Origin of the sequence: Pseudomonas sp. PA-4-8C, assembly GCF_021606625.1 — a bacterium.
GTDB lineage: Bacteria > Pseudomonadota > Gammaproteobacteria > Pseudomonadales > Pseudomonadaceae > Aquipseudomonas > Aquipseudomonas lactis.
In genome coordinates this window covers 1-18,198 of the sequence record NZ_WKCD01000095.1, presented here as the reverse complement: position 1 = coordinate 18,198, position 18,198 = coordinate 1, and the positions used below count along the sequence as shown (strand labels likewise).

Annotated in this window: 10 protein-coding genes and 1 pseudogene; 3 read left to right on the top strand and 8 right to left on the bottom strand. The window is 61.0% G+C overall.

Annotated elements, in window-relative coordinates; translation table 11 throughout:
* From GIW04_RS15960 to GIW04_RS31505, 5 genes and pseudogenes are all read right to left on the bottom strand, one after another.
* A partial coding sequence (locus GIW04_RS15960) for a protein adenylyltransferase SelO family protein (RefSeq protein ID WP_236479051.1) occupies positions 1 to 551 on the bottom strand: 551 nt, incomplete at its 3' end.
* A 48-nt stretch (positions 552 to 599) separates the two neighbouring features.
* Positions 600 to 3,983, bottom strand: coding sequence for a mechanosensitive channel MscK (gene mscK / locus GIW04_RS15955; protein WP_120247922.1), 3,384 nt, complete (start codon positions 3,981 to 3,983; stop codon positions 600 to 602).
* Positions 3,984 to 4,032: 49 nt separating this feature from the next.
* Positions 4,033 to 5,775 carry a potassium/proton antiporter gene (locus GIW04_RS15950; protein ID WP_003187967.1) on the bottom strand — a complete coding sequence of 581 codons (1,743 nt, stop codon included), beginning with the start codon at positions 5,773 to 5,775 and terminating at the stop codon, positions 4,033 to 4,035.
* Between the two features lie 264 nt (positions 5,776 to 6,039).
* A complete protein-coding gene (locus GIW04_RS31510; RefSeq protein WP_371101677.1) occupies positions 6,040 to 6,903 on the bottom strand; it encodes a methyl-accepting chemotaxis protein in 864 nt (287 codons plus the stop codon).
* A pseudogene (locus tag GIW04_RS31505) lies at positions 6,895 to 7,650 on the bottom strand (MCP four helix bundle domain-containing protein); the annotation flags it as partial. The gene GIW04_RS31510 and the pseudogene GIW04_RS31505, both read right to left, overlap by 9 nt.
* 292 nt (positions 7,651 to 7,942) lie before the next feature.
* Here GIW04_RS31505 and GIW04_RS15940 point away from each other — a divergent pair.
* Positions 7,943 to 8,173, top strand: a complete 231-nt coding sequence (locus GIW04_RS15940; RefSeq protein WP_003187970.1) for a hypothetical protein — start codon at positions 7,943 to 7,945, stop codon at positions 8,171 to 8,173.
* Positions 8,170 to 8,463 carry a cell division protein ZapA gene (locus tag GIW04_RS15935; RefSeq protein WP_003187971.1) on the top strand — a complete coding sequence of 98 codons (294 nt, stop codon included), beginning with the start codon at positions 8,170 to 8,172 and terminating at the stop codon, positions 8,461 to 8,463. Before GIW04_RS15940 ends, GIW04_RS15935 begins: the two co-directional genes overlap by 4 nt.
* A gap of 3 nt (positions 8,464 to 8,466) precedes the next feature.
* Here the strand turns inward: GIW04_RS15935 and GIW04_RS15930 are convergent, their stop codons facing one another.
* Positions 8,467 to 10,269 carry an acyl-CoA dehydrogenase gene (locus GIW04_RS15930; protein WP_120247924.1) on the bottom strand — a complete coding sequence of 601 codons (1,803 nt, stop codon included), beginning with the start codon at positions 10,267 to 10,269 and terminating at the stop codon, positions 8,467 to 8,469.
* 231 nt (positions 10,270 to 10,500) lie between these two features.
* Positions 10,501 to 14,454: a trifunctional transcriptional regulator/proline dehydrogenase/L-glutamate gamma-semialdehyde dehydrogenase gene (putA, locus tag GIW04_RS15925; RefSeq protein WP_003187973.1), complete on the bottom strand. Its 3,954-nt coding sequence runs from the start codon at positions 14,452 to 14,454 to the stop codon at positions 10,501 to 10,503.
* 461 nt (positions 14,455 to 14,915) lie between these two features.
* Here putA and putP point away from each other — a divergent pair, with 461 nt between their 5' ends.
* Entirely contained in the window at positions 14,916 to 16,400 is a 1,485-nt protein-coding gene (gene putP / locus GIW04_RS15920) for a sodium/proline symporter PutP (protein ID WP_034134730.1), read from the top strand.
* Between the two features lie 441 nt (positions 16,401 to 16,841).
* On the opposite strand, the gene GIW04_RS15915 is transcribed toward putP, so the two are convergent.
* Positions 16,842 to 17,789 (bottom strand): hypothetical protein, encoded by a 948-nt coding sequence (locus GIW04_RS15915; protein WP_003187975.1) that lies wholly within the window; start codon positions 17,787 to 17,789, stop codon positions 16,842 to 16,844.
* Positions 17,790 to 18,198 lie beyond the last annotated feature (409 nt).

The window sequence follows — 18,198 nt, the reverse complement described above, 5'->3', positions numbered from 1 at the left end:
AAGCGGATGTGGCTGTGGGCCAGGCGCAAAACCATTGCGCCGCGTTCCTGTTTCTCGCGCCATACCGGCGTGCTGGAGCCGATCACGCACAGGGCGCGGCTGGTGGGGATGCCCAGCGCATGCAGGGCTTCGGAGGCGAGGAATTCACGAATCGAAGAGCGCAACACCGCCCGCCCGTCGCCCATGCGCGAGTAAGGCGTCATCCCGGCGCCCTTGAGGTGTAAATCCCAATGCTCGCCGGCCTCGTTATAGACCTCGCCCAGCAGCAACCCGCGGCCATCGCCCAGTTGCGGCGTGTAGCCGCCGAACTGATGCCCGGAATACACCATCGCACGCGGCTCTGCCTCGGCCCACAGCTTGTGGCCGCCGAACAGCTCGGCAAATACCGGCGTTTCGGCCACGGCCGGGTCGAGGTCAAGCAGGGCCATGGCAGCCTTGCTCGCGACGACCAGGCGCGGCTCGTCGAGGGGCTCGGGCAATACGTGGGTCGAGAATGCGTCGCCCAGGCGTGCGAAGCGGTTGTCGAAGGTCAGTTCGTCGAGGGCTTTCACCGGCCATCTCCAGCAGAATGTTCGAGCATTCTGCTGGGGATAGGGCATTTAGTCGAGTTTGCTGGGTGGCGGCTCCGGCGCATCCGCCACTTTGCCTGCCGGAGGCTCCGGGGCGTCGGGCTTGTCGAGCGGCTCGGCAATGGTCTTGCGCTCGTCTTCGGCCGGCACCAATTTGTATTCCTGGCCGTGAAGGTTCTTCAGGTAGATCTCCATCTGCCGGAACGAGATGTTGATGTGCTGTTTCTTGAACTCACGATTGATGTAGCGGTTGACCTCGTCCAGCACCGGGTTACGGTCGCCCAGATCGCGAACATGCATGCGCAGTTCGTGGTCGAGGGTGCTTTCGCCGAAGTTGAGGAAGTACACGTGGGGTTCCGGCTCTTTGAGTACCCGTGGGTTTTCTCGCGCCGCCTTGAGTAGCAATTCCTTCACCAGGTCCAGGTCGGAGCCGTAGTCCACGCCCAGTTTCAGGGTGACGCGGGTGATGGTGTCGGTCAGCGACCAGTTGATCAGTTGCCCGGTGATGAAGGTTTTGTTGGGAACGATGATGTCCTTGTTGTCGAAGTCGGTGATGGTGGTGGCGCGAATGCGGATCTTGCTCACCGTACCCGACAGGTTGCCGATGGTGATGGTGTCGCCAATGCGCACCGGGCGTTCGAACAAAATCATGATGCCGGAGATGAAGTTGGCGAAGATCTCCTGCATGCCGAAACCCAGGCCCACCGACAGCGCGGCAACCAGCCATTGCAGCTTGTCCCAGCTCACGCCGAGGGTGGAGAGCGTGGTGACAAAGCCCACGCCGGCAATGATGTAGGACAGCAAGGTAGTGGTGGCGTAGGCGCTGCCTTGGGCCAGGTCGAGCTTGGACAGCACCAGGACTTCGAGCAGGCCGGGCAAGTTGCGCGCCAGGGCGAAGGTGATGCCGATGATGATCGACGCGCCCAGCAGGTCGCCGATGCTGATGGGCACCATGCTGATATTCGTACCCGTGCCGCTGGTGTATTCGTACAGGGTGACGTTGTCCAGGTAGGAAAATACCGAGATCAGGTCCGACCACACCCAGTACAGCGCCGCGATAAAGCCGCCGAGCAGGGCCAGGCGGATCAGGCGCATGGACTGTTCGTTGACCTGCTCGATGTCCAGGGTCGGCTCTTCGATCACCGCTTCGCCGTCACCGGCCTCCTTGGCAGCCTGGCGTTTGGCCAGGGCGCGGGCGTAGGCCAGGCGCCGTGCGGCAACACCCAGGCCGCGCACAAAGGTGGCTTCGATCACCAGCCAGAACATCAGTAGGTACAGGGTGTTGATCAGCCGGTCGCTGAGTTTCAGCGCGGTGTAGTAATAGCCAAAGCACACGGCAATAAACAGCGCGATGGGCAAGGCGGTGAACACCACCCCGATAGCTTTGCGAAACAGCGAGGCCTTTTCGTGGGTTGGGCTGTTGAGCAGCAGGCGGCCCAGCAGCCAGGCCATCAGCCCGTAGCAGGTCAGTACCACGGCGATGCCCAGCACGTCGTCGGCCAGCGCCGCCGGTTGATGTTCGGCAATTGCGACCACGGCCACCAGCGCCAGTACCACCAGCCCGAGCTTGCGGATCCAGCCTTGCAGGAATTCGACCTGGGGCCTTTCCCAGCGAAAGTGCAACTCCGCCACGCCGCCCGGGGCGAGGATGCGGTAGGCGGTGTAGAACACCAGCCAGGCCTGGGCGATCTGCAGCAAGGCCGCGCCCAGGTTGGCGTTTTGCCCGCGGGCGTCGATCTGCAACGCATAGCCGCACAGCGCCAGGCCCAGGGCCACGGGCATCGCCAGCAGGATGTTGATCAGGATGGCCTGCGGCGTATGCCACTGGCTGTCGCGCTTGAAGTGGCCGATGTCCTGGTGAACCTTTTTCAGGCGCACATACAGCGCATTGCGTCGCCACAGCAGCGCGCCGATCAGCAACAGCAACGGCAGGAACAGCAGCGGGCGTTGGGTCAGGCCGTCATACAGCTCGCTGACGCTGGACGCCCAGGGCAGGGTAGTGACCTGTTTGCTCAAGTGCGCCGGTACGGTTTCCAGCCATTCGGTGTCCAGCGGCTTGTTGCTGGGGATCCAGAACATTTGCTCGTCGAGCGTGGCGCGCAGGGTGCTGGCGGTGCTGAGCAGTTGTTTCTGGTTCAGTTGCAGGGTGATGGATTCGTTGAGCAGTGCGCTCAGTTCGCGGCTCAGGCGTTCCAGCAGGTCGCTGCGGGTGATCGCCACTTCCAGCAGGGTGCGGCGCAGTTGCGGGGTGACTTCATCTGGCGGCTGGTTGGCCAGCAGGTTGTCCACATAGGCGCTGGGAGAGGTGATCAGCTCTCGCTGTTGGTTGACCTCGAACTGGTACAGGCGAATGTTGGCGATGTCGTCGGCCAGGTCTTTGTCCACGGTCAGACGCGGCAGGGCCTGCTTTTGTTTATAGAGAATCTTGGACAGCAGCAGGCTGCCCTTGAGCACGTTGATTTGCTCGTCCAGGGCCGAATCGCTTTGGGTCACGGTGTCCAGTTGCTGCTTGGTCTGCAGGTTTTTCTGGGTCAGGTCGTTGAGGCGGTCGGTGCTTTTGAGCAGGTAGTCGGACAGCTTGAGATTGTCTGCGCTTTCCTTGGCCAGGATGCTACTGCCGCCGGCTTTCTGCGCTTCGATGGACTGTTGGGTCACCGTCTGCTGGGACTGGGCCAGGCGTTTCTGGTTGATCAGGGTTTGCAGGTCCTGGATTTCCTGCTCCAGGCGTGCGGTTTTTTCCTGGATCAGGTCGTGCTGGCTGTTGCCCAGGTCTTGCAGCTGGCTGTTGCCGGCCAATTCCTGGCGGCGCAGGGGAATCAAGGCATTCAGGGCCGCCAGTTCGGCGTTGAGCTGGTTGCGCTGGTCGCTGCTGAGGGGCTTGCCGTTGTCTTTGCCGAGCTTGAGCGTCGCGTTGATTTGCTGGATGCGCGTCTGGCTGCTGCTGATTTCGGTCTGGGCGCGCTCGGGGCGGGTCTGGGCGGCGATGGTCAGGCTGTTGGCGTCGGCCAGTTCTTTTTGCAGGTCGCCTTGCTGGGTGCTGCGTTGCACCAATAACTGCTCAAGCTGCGGCACCGGCAGGCTGGCGTAGCGCTGGGCCACCGGGATGATTTTGGTGGCCTTGAGGCGCGCCAGCTCACGCTGGTTCTCATTGGTCTGGCGCGGGGCCTCTTCCAGCTGGCGCTTGAGGTCGGCCAGGCGCTGCTCGTAGTCCTGCAGATTGCCCAGGTAGGTCAGGGTCTGTTGCAGGGTCGCCTGCAGCGCCTTCATGTCGGCGTCAGGCAGCTTGCGGTCGGGCAGTTTATCCAGGCTTTGCTGGACGGCTTCGGCGCTGGGCGGGTCGGCGGCGTATACGCTGCCAACACAAAGGGTCAGGCCCAGCAGGGCAGTGGCGAGAAAAGTACGCAGGGTTGGCATAGAGACCGGTCTTGCAAAGTGAAGAATCGGGGCGTCGTTGTCCCGCAGTTTAGAGGAAGAGTCCGGGGCCCGGGCGACTTCCTTCGGGGAATCTGACGCCGACTTTGCCAATCTTGTTCCCGTCCATGACGGCGACGGTCCAGATGGTGTTGTTCCATTCCACCTGGTCGCCGACTACCGGTGCACCGCCAACCTTTTGGGTAATGAAGCGGCTCAATGGCATGTCCGGGTCGATACCCTCAAGCTTGAGCCCGTACAAGGCGGAAACCGCGCCCAGCTGGGCGTCGCCTTCGAGTACGAAGTCGCCGAAGAAGCGCAAATCGAGGCCCCGTTGCGGCGCCTGGCTGAACAGTTTGCCCAGGGCCGGCAGGTTGTGTTCGTGACCGATCACACAGAGCAGATCACCGACTTCCAGCACCGTACTACCCGACGGATGGAGCAGTTGCTGGCCACGAAACAGCGCGGCGATGCGCGTGCCTTCGGGCATTTTCAGCTCGCGCAGGGCCGCGCCGATGCACCATTTTTCTGCGCCCAGGCGGTAGACGAACAGCTCCCACTCGCTGGTGACGTGCACTTCCAGGGCCGCCCGGGAGATTGGCGCCGGGTCTGGCGGTACGGTGACTTTGAGCAGCTTGGCCACCCACGGCAGGCTGGTGCCCTGCACCAACAACGAGACCAGCACGATAAAGAACGCCAGGTTGAAGTACAGCTGCGCATGGGGCAGGCCGGCCATCAGCGGGAACACCGCGAGGATGATCGGTACCGCGCCGCGCAGGCCGACCCAGGCGATGAAGGCCTTTTCGCGCCCGTGGAACGCCTTGAATGGCAGCAGGCCAACCATCACCGACAGTGGCCGGGCAAACAGGATCATCCACAGCGCCAGGCCGAGGGCGGGCACGGCGATGGGCAGCAGGTCATGGGGCGTGACCAGCAGGCCCAGCACCAAGAACATACCGATCTGCGCCAGCCACGCCATGCCGTCGAGCATATGCAAAATGCCATGGCGGCTGCGCACCGGGCGGTTGCCGATCACCAGCCCGCACAGGTACACGGCGAGGAAGCCGCTGCCGTGCAGGGCGTTGGTCAGGGCGAATACGAACAGGCCACCGGCGATCACCAGGATCGGGTACAGGCCGTTGGCCAGGTTGATGCGGTTGACCAGTTGCAGCATCAGCCAGCCACCGCCCAGGCCTACCAGGCCGCCGATGCCGAATTCGCGGATCAGGTGGGTGAGCAGGCTCCAGTGCAGGCCGGTCTGGCCGCTGGCGAGCATGTCGATCAGGGTGACGGTGAGGAACACCGCCATCGGGTCGTTGCTGCCGGATTCGATTTCCAGGCTGGCGCTGACCCGCTCGTTGAGGCCCTTGCCGCCCAGCAGCGAGAACACCGCCGCGGCGTCCGTGGAGCCGACGATGGCGCCGATCAGCAAGCCTTGAATGATATTGAGGTTAAAAAGCCAGGCCGCGGCCATGCCCGTGAGGCCGGTGGTAATCAACACTCCCACCGTGGCCAGGGACAACGCCGGCCACAGCGCCACGCGGAAACTCGCCACCCGGGTGCGCAAACCGCCGTCGAGGAGGATCACGGCGAGGGCGAGGTTGCCCACCAGGTAGGCGGTGGGGTAGTTATCGAAAATGATGCCACCGCCATCGACCCCGGCGGTCATGCCCACGGCCAGGATAATCACCAGGATGGGGATGCCCAGGCGTGAAGAAAGCGAACTCACCAGAATACTCGCAGTCACCAGCAACGCGCCGATCAAGAACAGGCTGTTGATGGTCGTCGCATTCAAAGGCAGTACTCCAGGGCAGGGGGGGCAGGACGCAAACTGACCATGCAGTCTGCGTGCCAGGGATTCTAACCTGTTGAATTGCTGCGCTGTCAAAAAGCTTTTTCTGATTTGCGCACAAGTAAATGTGGCAGAGGGCTTGCCTCTGTAGGAGCGAGCTTGCTCGCGAAAAACTCCCAGGCGCCACGTTCATTCAGCAAGCGCGCGTTATCTTTGGCGTTTTTCGCGAGCAAGCTCGCTCCTACAAGGGTGGGGCGGATTTTAGGGCTAGAGGCGGAAGCGGCCGACCATCCCATTCAAGTCCACCGCCAACCGCGACAACTCACCGCTCGCCGCGCTGGTCTGGCTGGCACCGGTGGCCGATTGCACCGACAGGTCACGGATGTTCACCAGGTTGCGGTCCACTTCCCGCGCCACCTGGGCCTGTTCTTCCGCCGCGCTGGCGATCACCAGGTTGCGCTCGTTGATCTCCACAATCGCGGTGTTGATGGTGTCCAGCGACAGGCCCGCGCCGCGGGCGATATTCAGTGTCGATTCGGCGCGCTCGGTGCTGTTGCGCATCGAGTCCACCGCGTGTTCGGTGCCTGTCTGGATGCTGCCGATCATGCGCTCGATTTCGCTGGTGGACTGCTGGGTGCGATGGGCCAACGCGCGCACTTCATCGGCCACCACGGCGAAACCACGTCCGGCTTCCCCGGCTCGGGCTGCTTCGATCGCCGCGTTCAGGGCCAGCAGGTTGGTCTGGTCGGCCAGGCCACGGATCACGTCCAGCACTTTACCGATATCCCGCGACTCATTGGCCAGGTCGCCAATCAGGGACGCGGTGGCCTGCACGTCGGTACTCATGCGTTCGATGGCGCTGACGGTTTCCTGCACCAGGTCACGGCCGTCGCCGGCAGAGGTGGTGGCGTTGCGCGAGGCTTCGGAGGTGCTCACTGCGTTGCGTGCGACTTCTTCCACCGCACTGGTCATCTCGTTGACGGCAGTGGCGGCCTGTTCGATTTCATTGTTTTGCTGGGTCAGGCCACGGGCGCTTTCGTCGGTGACCGCATTGAGCTCTTCAGCGGCAGACGCCAACTGGGTGGCGGAGCCGGCGATACGTTGCAGGGTGTCGCGCAGTTTGTGCTGCATCTTGGCCATGGCCGCCAGCAGGCGCCCGGCCTCATCGTTGCCGTCCACGGTGATCGGGCGCGTCAGGTTGCCTTCGGCCACTTCTTCCGCGGCTTCGAGCGCCTGGGCGATAGGCAGGGTGATACTGCGCGTCAGCAACCAGGCGAACAGCAAGGTCAGCGCCGTGGCAATCACCAGCAGGCCCACGACTAGGTCAAAGGCCATGTCGTATTGGTCTTTGGCGCGCTGGTTGGTGGCGTTGGCGTCGTTGTTATTGATGTCCAGCAAGCGGGTCAACACGGCGTTGACCTGCTCGGAGTTGTCCAGCAACTCGGTGTTGAGCAGGCTGCGCAGCTCGTTGACCTGATTGGCGCGAGACAGGCTCTTCATGCGCTCTTCAATCTGACGGTACTGGCCCAACAGGCGCACGTACTCGTTGTAGGCGTTGCGCTCTTCGGTGCTGGAGATCAGTTTTTCATAGATGCCCTGGGCTGTACGAATCTGCTGATTGCGCAGTTCAAAGGCTTCCAGGGTCTTTTGCTGTACGTCCGGCTCGCGGTTGGTCAGCAAGCGGTACGACAGCACGCGCAGGCGCAGGGTCAGTTGGGTGAATTCATCCAGGGCGCGAATGCTGGGCACGCTGGCCGAGGTGATGTCTTCGGTGGCCGCACGAATTTTGCTCATCTGGTTCAGCGCGAACACACCGAGCAACAACATCAAGGCGCCAATAAACGCGAAGCCGAGGAAGGCCCTCGGGGCGATATTCATATTACGAAGAGACATGCTGGAGTCCTGGGGGAGGCGCTATCCATGCGGCCATGAGACGAGGTGTGCCCGCCTTATCGGCCCTGCGACTAAAGTCTTAAGGGGGCGCGCGCTTTTGTCGCATCGGACCAGGGGTTGGGTGAGTTCAGGAACCAGATCGGGTAAATGCAGTCACTAAGGCTCGAAAGTGCGGCCCGGCCTTGCAACATCGGGCTGCGCGGCCAGGGATAACCCTGGCATCCGAGGTGAATTTTCTTTATCGTCACCGCCCTTTTTAAACGCCCGAGAAATCAAAATGTTAGAAGCATCCCTCAGCCAATTGGAACAACTGGTCAGCGACCTCGTACAGCAGAATCAAGAACTGCTGGGCAGCAACGAATCCCTCAAGGCCGAGCTGGCCCGCGCCAAAGACGAAAACGACAGCCTGCAACTGAACCTGATGGAACAGGAAGAAAAGCACGGCGCCACCGCCGCCCGCATCCAGGCGCTGGTTGAGCGTGTGAGTGCAGGGCCTGTCAGCGCATGAGTGAGGGCATAAAGGTCGTTTCGATTCTCGGAGAGGATTACTCGATCAAGGCACCGGCCGGCGAAGATCAGACCCTGATGCATGCCGTGACTATGCTCAAGGCCTCCCTGGCCGTTACCAAGAAAAAGTACCCGACCCTGATCGGTGACAAGCTATTGGTATTGGCCGCGCTGAACCTGTGCGCCGAGCAGATTGAAATGCAACAGGCTCACCAGCAGGAACTCGACCGTTACCAAGAGCAAGTCAGCGCCACGGTCGATGTGATCTCCAAGGTGATCGGTCAGCCCTGAGGGCTAGAACCACTCGTCTTGCATGCCCAGGCACGTATCGTCGCGTGCCTCCAGAATCGCCAGTTCATGATGGCAGCTCGGTACTTCCCAGGTCAGGAAGTACCGGGCGGCCTGGAGCTTGCCCTTATAAAAGGCCGCATCGGCCGCGTCACCCTTGGCCAGCCCTTCTTCGGCGCGGATCGCCTGTTCCAGCCAGCGCCAGCCGATCACCGTGTGCCCGAACACTTTCAAGTACAGCGCCGAGTTCGCCAGGCTGCTGTTGACCTTGCCTTGGGCGAGATCGGTGAGCAGGCCAATCGTGACGCTTTGCAGCCGGTTTACCAGTTGCTCCAGGGGCTCTCGCAATGCCGTGAGTGAAGGGTGCCTTTGCGCCCGGGCTCCGGTTTCGGCGATCAGGCGAATCAGTTGCTTCAAGCCGGCACCACCGTTCTGCGCCAATTTGCGCCCGAGCAGGTCCAGGGACTGGATGCCGTGGGTGCCCTCATGGATGGGGTTTAGGCGGTTGTCGCGGTAGTACTGTTCCACCGGGTATTCGCGGGTGTAGCCGTGGCCGCCGAGAATCTGGATCGCCAACTCGTTGGCCTTGAGGCAGAACTCCGACGGCCAGGATTTGACGATGGGGGTGAGCAGGTCGAGCAGTTCGTGGGCGTGCTTGCGCTCGGTGTCGGTGGCCAGGGTGGTGGTGTCGTCGAACAGCCGCGCCGCGTACAGGCCCAGGTCAAACGCGCCTTCTACATAGGCTTTCTGGGTCAGCAGCATGCGCTTGATGTCGGCGTGCTGGATGATCGCCACCGGTGCGGTGCTTGGGTCTTTGCTATCGGGCAGGCGCCCCTGGGGCCGTTCGCGGGCGTAGTCCAGGGAATAAAGGTAGCCGGCGTAACCGAGCATTACCGCGCCCATACCCACGCCGATGCGTGCCTCGTTCATCATCTGGAACATGCAGCTCAAGCCCTGGTGCGGTTTGCCCACCAGGTAGCCGACACAGTTGCCGTTATCGCCGAAGTTTAGTGCTGTGGACGTGGTGCCGCGCCAGCCCATCTTGTGGAACAGCCCCGCCAGTAGCACATCGTTGCGAGCGCCCAGGCTGCCGTCATCGTTGACCAGGAACTTGGGCACGATAAACAGCGAAATGCCCTTCACGCCTGCGGGAGCGTCCGGCAACTTGGCCAGCACCATGTGCACGATGTTTTCCGACAGCGAATGGTCGCCACCGGAGATAAAGATTTTGTTGCCCTTGAGCCGATAACTGCCGTCAGCCGCAGGTTCCGCACGGGTCCGAATGTCCGACAGGGAAGAACCGGCATGGGGCTCGGTCAGGGCCATGGTGCCGAAGAAGCGCCCGTCGATCATCGGCTGCAGGAAGCGCTGTTTCTGCTCCTCGGTGCCGAAGCTCTCAATGAGGTTGGCGGCACCCATGGTCAGGAACGGGTAGGACGTCGACGCGGCGTTGGCCGCTTGGAAATGCGCGAAACAGGCCTGGGACAACAGCGTCGGCAGTTGCATGCCACCTGCTTCAAAGCTGCGTGCTGCGTTGAGGAAGCCGGCTTCAAGGAAGGCGTCCACGGCGGGTTTGACCTCCGGGATCAGGATCGCCTGGCCGTTCTCATAGCGCGGTTCGTTTTCGTCGTTCTTGCGGTTGTGAGGGGCGAAGTACTTTTCTGCGATGTTGCGCGCCGTGCTGATCGCGGCATCGAAGGTTTCGCGGTTGTGTTCGGCAAACCGCTCGCGCTGGGTCAGGCCCTCGGCATCGAGGACTTCATACAGCTCGAAAGCCAGATTGCGGGAACTGAGCAGCGTCTCGGACATGGCGGCGTACCTTTGAAGGAATTGGCCTGAGTCTAAGTGCGCGAATGTAGGGTGGCTAGCAAGATTGATTTAAGTGATAGAAGGGCAGAACGCTGGCGAGGCATCGAGATCGTTCCCACGCTCTGCGTGGGAACGCCTCTTTTGACGCTCCGCGTCACGCTTCTGGACGCAGAGCGTCCTTAAGCTGCATTCCCACGCGGAGCGTGGGAATGATCAGCCGCGTTGTGTCAGTTAGCCGATGGTCATCAGGCTGGCGTTACCACCCGCTGCAGCGGTGTTAACGCTCAACGCACGCTCGATCACCAGACGCTCCAGCGCAATCGCCGTTTCGCCTTGCGACATACCATGTACCCCAACAATCGCCCCACCGCGCTGCGCCACTTGCTGGCACACCGCACGCAGTTGGTCGGAATCACCGTGATGCAGCACGGCGTCAAACACCACGTCGTCCTTGGTCCAGTCGGCCACGCGCTTGATCTTCGCCTGAATCTCTTTCGGCAGGCGTGGGAACAAGGCCTTGGTCAGCTCGGTTTCCGGCCATACCGCCGAACCACCGACGGCCAATACCGCCGCCAGTTGGGTCAGCAGGTCGCCTTCCACTTCGGCCAGGCACAGTACGTGCTCGCGCGGCAGGATGGCGTAGCTGTTGCGCTCGCCGGTCGGGCCGGCCAGTTGGCGGGTGATACCGCTTTGCGACTGGGCGGCGAACTGCGTGCACAGGGCGCTCAGTTCACTGAACTTATTGCTGTCGGCCCAGGTTTTCAGGGCGGTCAGCGATTGGCTCATGGCATCACGCAGGCGCACGTCCGGCGCGGCCAACTTGTCGCCTCGTACGAAGGATTGCTCGATTGCATCGGTAGGACGAGTCGACAGCAAACGGTACAGGTACAGCGGGCCTCCGGCTTTCGGGCCAGTACCCGACAGGCCTTCGCCGCCGAACGGTTGCACGCCGACCACGGCACCCACAATGTTGCGGTTGACGTAGACGTTACCGGCGTTGACGTTGTCGATCACCTTGGCGATGGTTTCGTCGATGCGGGTGTGCACGCCCAGGGTCAGACCATAGCCGGAAGCGTTGATCTGGCCGATGAGCTGGTCGATCTCTTTACGCTTGTAGCGCACCACGTGCAGTACCGGGCCGAAGATCTCGCGTTGCAGTTCGTCGAAGCTTTCCAGCTCGATCAGGGTCGGCATCACGAAGGTGCCGCGCTTGATCTCTTCACCGTCGGCAATCGCCACTTGGTAAACGTTGCGGCCTTTGTCGCGCATGGCCTGGATGTGTTTCTCGATACCAGCCTTGGCCTCGGCGTCGATCACCGGGCCGATGTCGACCGACAGGCGTTCCGGGTTACCCAGGCGGCATTCAGCCATGGCGCCCTTGAGCATTTCGACTACACGGTCTGCCGAATCTTCCTGCAGGCACAGTACGCGCAGGGCCGAGCAACGTTGACCGGCGCTGTCGAAGGCCGACGACACGACGTCGATCACCACTTGTTCGGTCAGCGCCGAGGAGTCCACGATCATCGCGTTCTGGCCACCGGTTTCGGCGATCAGTGGAATCGGGCGACCCTGGGCATCCAGGCGACCGGCGACATTGCGTTGCAGCAGGCGCGCCACTTCGGTGGAGCCGGTGAACATCACACCTTTGACGCGATCATCACCCACCAGGCGGGCACCGACGCTTTCGCCCTGGCCTGGCAGCAATTGCAGCACACCTTCCGGAATGCCAGCTTCAAGCAGGATGCGTACGGCTTGGGCAGCCACCAGCGGCGTCTGCTCGGCAGGCTTGGCCAGCACCGGGTTACCGGCAGCCAGTGCAGCAGCCACCTGGCCGCTGAAGATGGCGAGTGGGAAGTTCCATGGGCTGATGCACACCACCGGGCCCAATGGGCGGTGGGCGTCATTGGTGAAGTCGTTGCGCGCCTGCACTGCGTAGTAGCGCAGGAAGTCCACGGCTTCACGCACTTCGGCGATGGCGTTGGCGAAGGTCTTGCCGGCTTCACGGGCCAGTAAGCCCATCAGCGGCTGGATCTCGCCTTCCATCAGATCGGCGGCGCGTTCCAGAATGGCGGCGCGTTCGGCGGGCGGGGTGGCCTGCCAGATCGGCGCGGCGCTGATGGCGCACTGGATGGCGTTGTCGACGTCTTCGACGGTGGCTTCCTGTACCTGGCCGACCACATCACGCAGGTCGGACGGGTTCAGCACCGGTTGGGCCGCTTCATTGCTGGCGGCGCAACCGAGCATCGGCGCGGCCTTCCAGTTATTGTGAGCGGTGGCCAGCAGGGCGCAGGACAGCGAGGCCAGGCGATGTTCGTTGGCCAGGTCGATACCGGCCGAGTTGGCGCGGTCGCTGCCGTATAGGTCACGCGGCAAAGGAATGCGCGGGTGCGGCAGGCCGAAACCGCCTTCCTGGGTCGCCATTTGCTCGATGCTGGCTACCGGGTCGGCTACCAATTCCTGGATCGAGATGGACTGGTCAGCGATACGGTTGACGAACGAGGTGTTGGCGCCGTTTTCCAGCAGGCGGCGTACCAGATAAGCCAACAGTGTTTCGTGGGTACCGACCGGCGCGTACACACGGCACGGACGGTTCAGCTTGCCTTCGGAAACCTTGCCTACAACCTGTTCGTACAGCGGTTCACCCATGCCGTGCAGGCACTGGAACTCGTACTGGCCGGGGTAATAGTTCTGACCGGCGATGTGGTAGATAGCCGACAGGGTGTGGGCGTTGTGTGTGGCGAACTGCGGGTAGATGACTTCCGGCACCGACAGCAGTTTGCGTGCGCAGGCAATGTAGGAAACGTCGGTGTACACCTTGCGGGTGTACACCGGGTAGCCTTCCAGGCCTTCGACCTGGGCGCGCTTGATTTCGCTGTCCCAGTACGCGCCTTTTACCAGGCGGATCATCAGGCGATGACGGCTGCGGCGGGCCAGGTCGATGACGTAGTCGATCACATACGGGCAACGCTTCTGGTAGGCCTGGATCACAAAACCGATGCCGTTCCAGCCGGTCAGTTGCGGCTCGAAGCACAGGCGCTCGAGCAGGTCCAGGGACAGCTCCAGGCGGTCGGCTTCTTCGGCGTCGATGTTCAGGCCGATGTCGTACTGCTTGGCCAGCAAGGTCAGCGACAGCAGGCGCGGGTACAGCTCGTCCATCACACGCTCGTACTGCGCACGGCTGTAGCGTGGGTGCAGGGCGGAGAGTTTGATGGAGATGCCCGGGCCTTCATAGATCCCACGGCCATGGGAGGCTTTGCCGATGGAATGAATGGCTTGTTCGTACGAGGCCAGGTACTTCTGGGCGTCGTGTTCGGTGAGCGCGGCTTCACCGAGCATGTCGTAGGAATAGCGGAAGCCCTTGGCTTCGAACTTGCTCGCATTGGCCAGGGCTTCGGCGATGGTTTCGCCGGTGACGAACTGCTCGCCCATCAGGCGCATGGCCATGTCGACGCCCTTGCGGATCATCGGCTCGCCGCTCTTGCCGATGATGCGGCTCAGGGACGAGGTCAGGCCTGCTTCGTTGTGAGTCGACACCAGCTTGCCAGTCAGCAGCAGGCCCCAGGTGGCGGCGTTGACGAACAGCGATGGGCTGTTGCCCAGGTGTGGCTGCCAGTTGCCGGTGCTGATCTTGTCGCGGATCAGCGCATCGCGGGTGCCTTTGTCCGGGATACGCAGCAGCGCTTCGGCCAGGCACATCAGCGCCACGCCTTCCTGGGACGACAGGGAGAATTCTTGCAGCAGGCCCTGGACAATACCGGCACGGCCGCCGGCACTCTTCTGATTGCGCAGTTTTTCGGCAATGCTCGCGGCCAGCTTGTTGGTGGCTTCGGCCATCGGTGCCGGCAGGCGCGCCTGTTCGATCAGCATCGGCACCACTTCCGGCTCGGGGCGGCGGTAAGCGGCGGTAATCGCGGCACGCAATACCGATTGCGGCAGGATGCTCTCGGCGAACTCAAGGAAGCACTGGTGGGCGTGGTCGGCCTGGACCTCGCCGGCATCATCGGCCTCCTTGCTGCTCAAGCCATTGAGCTCGGACAGGGTTGCACCACCCTCGAGTTTCTCCAGGTAATTGAAAATCGCCTGCTTGATCAGCCAGTGCGGCGTGCGATCAATGGAGGTCGCGGCGGCCTTCAGGCGTTCGCGGGTCGGGTCGTCGAGTTTGACCCCAAGGGTGGTCGTTGCCATTTTTTTATCCTCATGGGTGCCACTACCGAGTGGCATCTGCTGGCGGCAAGATTAGCTTTGCCCATCCCGAGGTGCAACCGGGTGCAACCCTTTTGTTGGTTAAATGTTCGACGCTTGATCGGAAAAAAATAAACAGACGACCGAATCCGCTCCGCGCTGGTGCATTTGCTTCTGAGATCGGCTGTTCTTGCTCCGAAAAGGAGCAAAAAAAGCGCGTTTGTCCTAAAACATACTTGGGTGCAACTTAATCGGCAGAAACTGGTTGCACCTTATTTGCTTTGTTGAATAGCATTCGCGCACCAAGGTGCAACCAACCCTCAGGGTGGGTTCATCGGCTGGCGGCTTTCCTGGGGAAACGCCAGTCATAAATGCGCGGCATGCAGGTTCGTCTATCCGGTTATCCACGGGTGGCCGTCCCCATGACCGTCGCTACATAAAAACAAAGCCAGGGCGTCACTCCTATGAGCGTTAGTAATCCAACCCTGATCACGTTCGTGATCTACATCGCAGCAATGGTGCTGATCGGTCTGATGGCCTATCGCTCCACCAACAACCTTTCCGATTACATCCTGGGCGGCCGCAGCCTCGGTAGCGTGGTGACAGCTCTGTCCGCCGGTGCTTCCGACATGAGCGGCTGGCTGTTGATGGGCTTGCCTGGCGCGATCTACATGTCCGGTCTGTCGGAAAGCTGGATTGCCATCGGCCTGATCGTCGGTGCTTACCTCAACTGGTTGTTCGTGGCCGGCCGCCTGCGGGTGCAGACCGAACACAACGGCGACGCCCTGACCCTCCCGGATTACTTCTCCAGCCGCTTCGAAGATAAAAGCGGCCTGCTGCGGATCATCTCCGCCGTGGTGATCCTGGTGTTCTTCACCATCTACTGTGCTTCCGGCATCGTTGCCGGCGCCCGCCTGTTCGAAAGCACCTTCGGCATGTCCTACGAGACCGCGCTGTGGGCCGGTGCTGCGGCGACCATTGCCTACACCTTCATCGGTGGTTTCCTGGCAGTCAGCTGGACCGACACCGTACAAGCCACGCTGATGATCTTCGCGCTGATCCTCACGCCGATCATCGTGCTGCTGGCCACCGGCGGGGTAGACACCACCTTCCTGGCCATTGAAGCCAAGGACCCGACCAGCTTCGACATGCTGAAAAACACCACCTTCATCGGCATCATCTCGCTGATGGGCTGGGGTCTGGGCTACTTCGGCCAGCCGCACATCCTCGCACGTTTCATGGCGGCGGACTCGGTGAAGTCGATCGCCAAGGCGCGTCGTATTTCCATGACCTGGATGATCCTGTGCCTGGGCGGCACCGTGGCAGTGGGCTTCTTCGGTATCGCTTACTTCTCGGCGCACCCGGAAGTGGCAGGCCCGGTGACTGAAAACCCAGAGCGTGTGTTTATCGAACTGGCCAAGATCCTGTTCAACCCATGGGTTGCCGGTGTATTGCTGTCGGCCATTCTGGCTGCTGTGATGAGTACCCTGAGCTGCCAATTGCTGGTGTGCTCCAGCGCCCTGACCGAAGACTTCTACAAGGCGTTCCTGCGCAAGGGCGCGTCCCAGCGTGAACTGGTATGGGTCGGTCGCCTGATGGTGCTGGTCGTGGCCTTGATCGCCATCGCCATGGCCGCCAACCCGGAAAACCGCGTACTGGGCCTGGTCAGCTACGCCTGGGCCGGTTTCGGTGCAGCCTTCGGCCCTGTGGTACTGATCTCGGTAATCTGGAAACACATGACCCGCAACGGCGCACTGGCCGGCATCCTGGTCGGCGCGATCACCGTAATCGTGTGGAAGCACTTCGAATTGCTGGGCCTGTACGAAATCATCCCAGGCTTCATCTTCGCCAGCCTGGCGATCTACTTCGTGAGCAAGATGGGCGCACCGACGGTGGGTATGGTCGAGCGTTTTGATGCTGCGGAAAAAGATTACAACCTGAACAAGTAATTCGTTGGGCGCTCAGCGCTTAGAGGATGAACAAAAGGCCCGCGTACTATGATCGCGGGCCTTTTTTACTTTACTGGATCAATAAAGGAGATGGCGACCATCCCTGACAAGCCGAGCGTGCAGAGAAGGAACGTTAGATGGAGCAGAAGCTTTGTTTGACGTGGAAAGGCCCGCGCCTGCTCCAGGTCAGCGACGCCTCGCCAAGCATTAAATCGGGGTAGCGCAATGACGGAATATACTGCGCAAAGCCTCGCTATCCTTTCCCTTGGTGAATTTCTCAAATAACTGCTGTGGACGGCGACCAGTCGACATTTGTCCAGGAGTGCTTCCATGGTCTCGAGTTTTCGGTAGCACAAAAAGAACATAAGTATGTTTGAGATGATTGCTGCAGATATTGAGCTAATGGCGACCAATATGATTGGAGGCCAATTCATGAACGCCTCAATACTCATACAAAAACTCACCTACCTTTTCGCCAGCCGTGCCGCCAAAATGCCCTCCTGCTGCGCCGCCGAGGCCCCCGGCAACTAACATACAGGCTAGAGCCCCTGGGCCAGTACTAGGAGCTAATAAAAAAATACACAGTGCTGTCCCGCCAAAACCACCCGCTAAGCCTCCACTAACTCCTGCGCTCAGTTTTCCCAGCTCTACATATCTGGCTTTCCTGCACTGCTCCTCTCTCCCGGTCGAACACGCCTCTTTTATCTCCAGTGCCGTCACCGTCGTACTCAATGCTATCCCCAACGGCGTCCCGTTTTTAAGCAGCTTCGCCGTCTTCGAAATCCGTGCGATGGTCTCTTGATACCGGCTTATGTCCCCCGTATGCAAATAGCTTCTGGTCGAGACACCTAGCATTTTCTTGATCGAGCCTTCATTGCGCAGCCCCGTGCCATAACGCGCAAAACCACGCAGTTGAGCGTCCAGCCTTGCAAACAGTGTTCGGCGTCGTGCGAGAAACTCCTCTCTGGCGGCACCACCGCCCCGGCGTAGTGACTGTTTGTGCAGGGCATCAATTTCTTCCAGGGTTTTTGCAATGTCTTGCAAATGCTTGCTCCAGGCATCACCTGCCGTGCCTATACCCAGCGAGGCATACCCCAGCAGCGTTTGCAGCAAATCATAGTTATGCAGTGCAAAGGCATCCCCGCCTTCGGCCATCACGCTATGGCGAATATCCCAGGCGGCTCGCATTAAGCGTGACTCTTCCAGGGTACAGGCTGCGGTGGTGTCGTCGCCGATAATGACGAGTTGCCCCGGTAGCACCACCACATTGCGAATGTGCGTGTTGAGCGCGTCGAACTTGGCTTCGGCGTGTTTGCCTAAGCGTGATTTGGCCTTGAGTTCCACGGAGGTTTGTTGCTGGTCATTGATGAAGGCGTAAGGCTGGGTCATTACACATTCCCCAGCAGTGACTGGCTCCAAGCGTGGCGATTACCTGCCATGAACACATTCCTTTTGAATGAACATGGCTGCGCAATTTAAACAGGTGATGGGACGGTGTCGTGGTTATGGGGGGTGTTTCGGGGTGGCGTTTTCACGTTTGGGAAACAGGCTACTGGGCTGCCGTAATATTCTGTCAGACGTGTGTTTTTTTACCGTAATGGGGCTTCAGCACGCGGCTACCCCCATCAAATGAAGGCGGCGGTAGGACCTTACTGATTTACCCGGTATGAGCCCAGGCCGGCCGTAAGCTGGTGCAGAATCGACCGCCCACCCTTCGCAGAGAAACACCGGAGGTTCGCTCCTGCCAACCAACCTGCATTTACTTTGGCCCTGGACGGGGCGCCCAGTGCCTTCAATG

What these genes read in the sequence shown, in the direction of transcription:
- GIW04_RS31510 (WP_371101677.1), bottom strand. Translation starts at nt 6,903, where the DNA reads ATGCAGCACAAACTGCGCGACACCCTGCAACGTATCGCCGGCTCCGCC.
- GIW04_RS15940 (WP_003187970.1), top strand. Translation starts at nt 7,943, where the DNA reads ATGTTAGAAGCATCCCTCAGCCAATTGGAACAACTGGTCAGCGACCTC.
- putP (WP_034134730.1), top strand. Translation starts at nt 14,916, where the DNA reads ATGAGCGTTAGTAATCCAACCCTGATCACGTTCGTGATCTACATCGCA.
- GIW04_RS15915 (WP_003187975.1), bottom strand. Translation starts at nt 17,789, where the DNA reads ATGACCCAGCCTTACGCCTTCATCAATGACCAGCAACAAACCTCCGTG.
- putA (WP_003187973.1), bottom strand. Translation starts at nt 14,454, where the DNA reads ATGGCAACGACCACCCTTGGGGTCAAACTCGACGACCCGACCCGCGAA.
- GIW04_RS15930 (WP_120247924.1), bottom strand. Translation starts at nt 10,269, where the DNA reads ATGTCCGAGACGCTGCTCAGTTCCCGCAATCTGGCTTTCGAGCTGTAT.
- GIW04_RS15935 (WP_003187971.1), top strand. Translation starts at nt 8,170, where the DNA reads ATGAGTGAGGGCATAAAGGTCGTTTCGATTCTCGGAGAGGATTACTCG.
- mscK (WP_120247922.1), bottom strand. Translation starts at nt 3,983, where the DNA reads ATGCCAACCCTGCGTACTTTTCTCGCCACTGCCCTGCTGGGCCTGACC.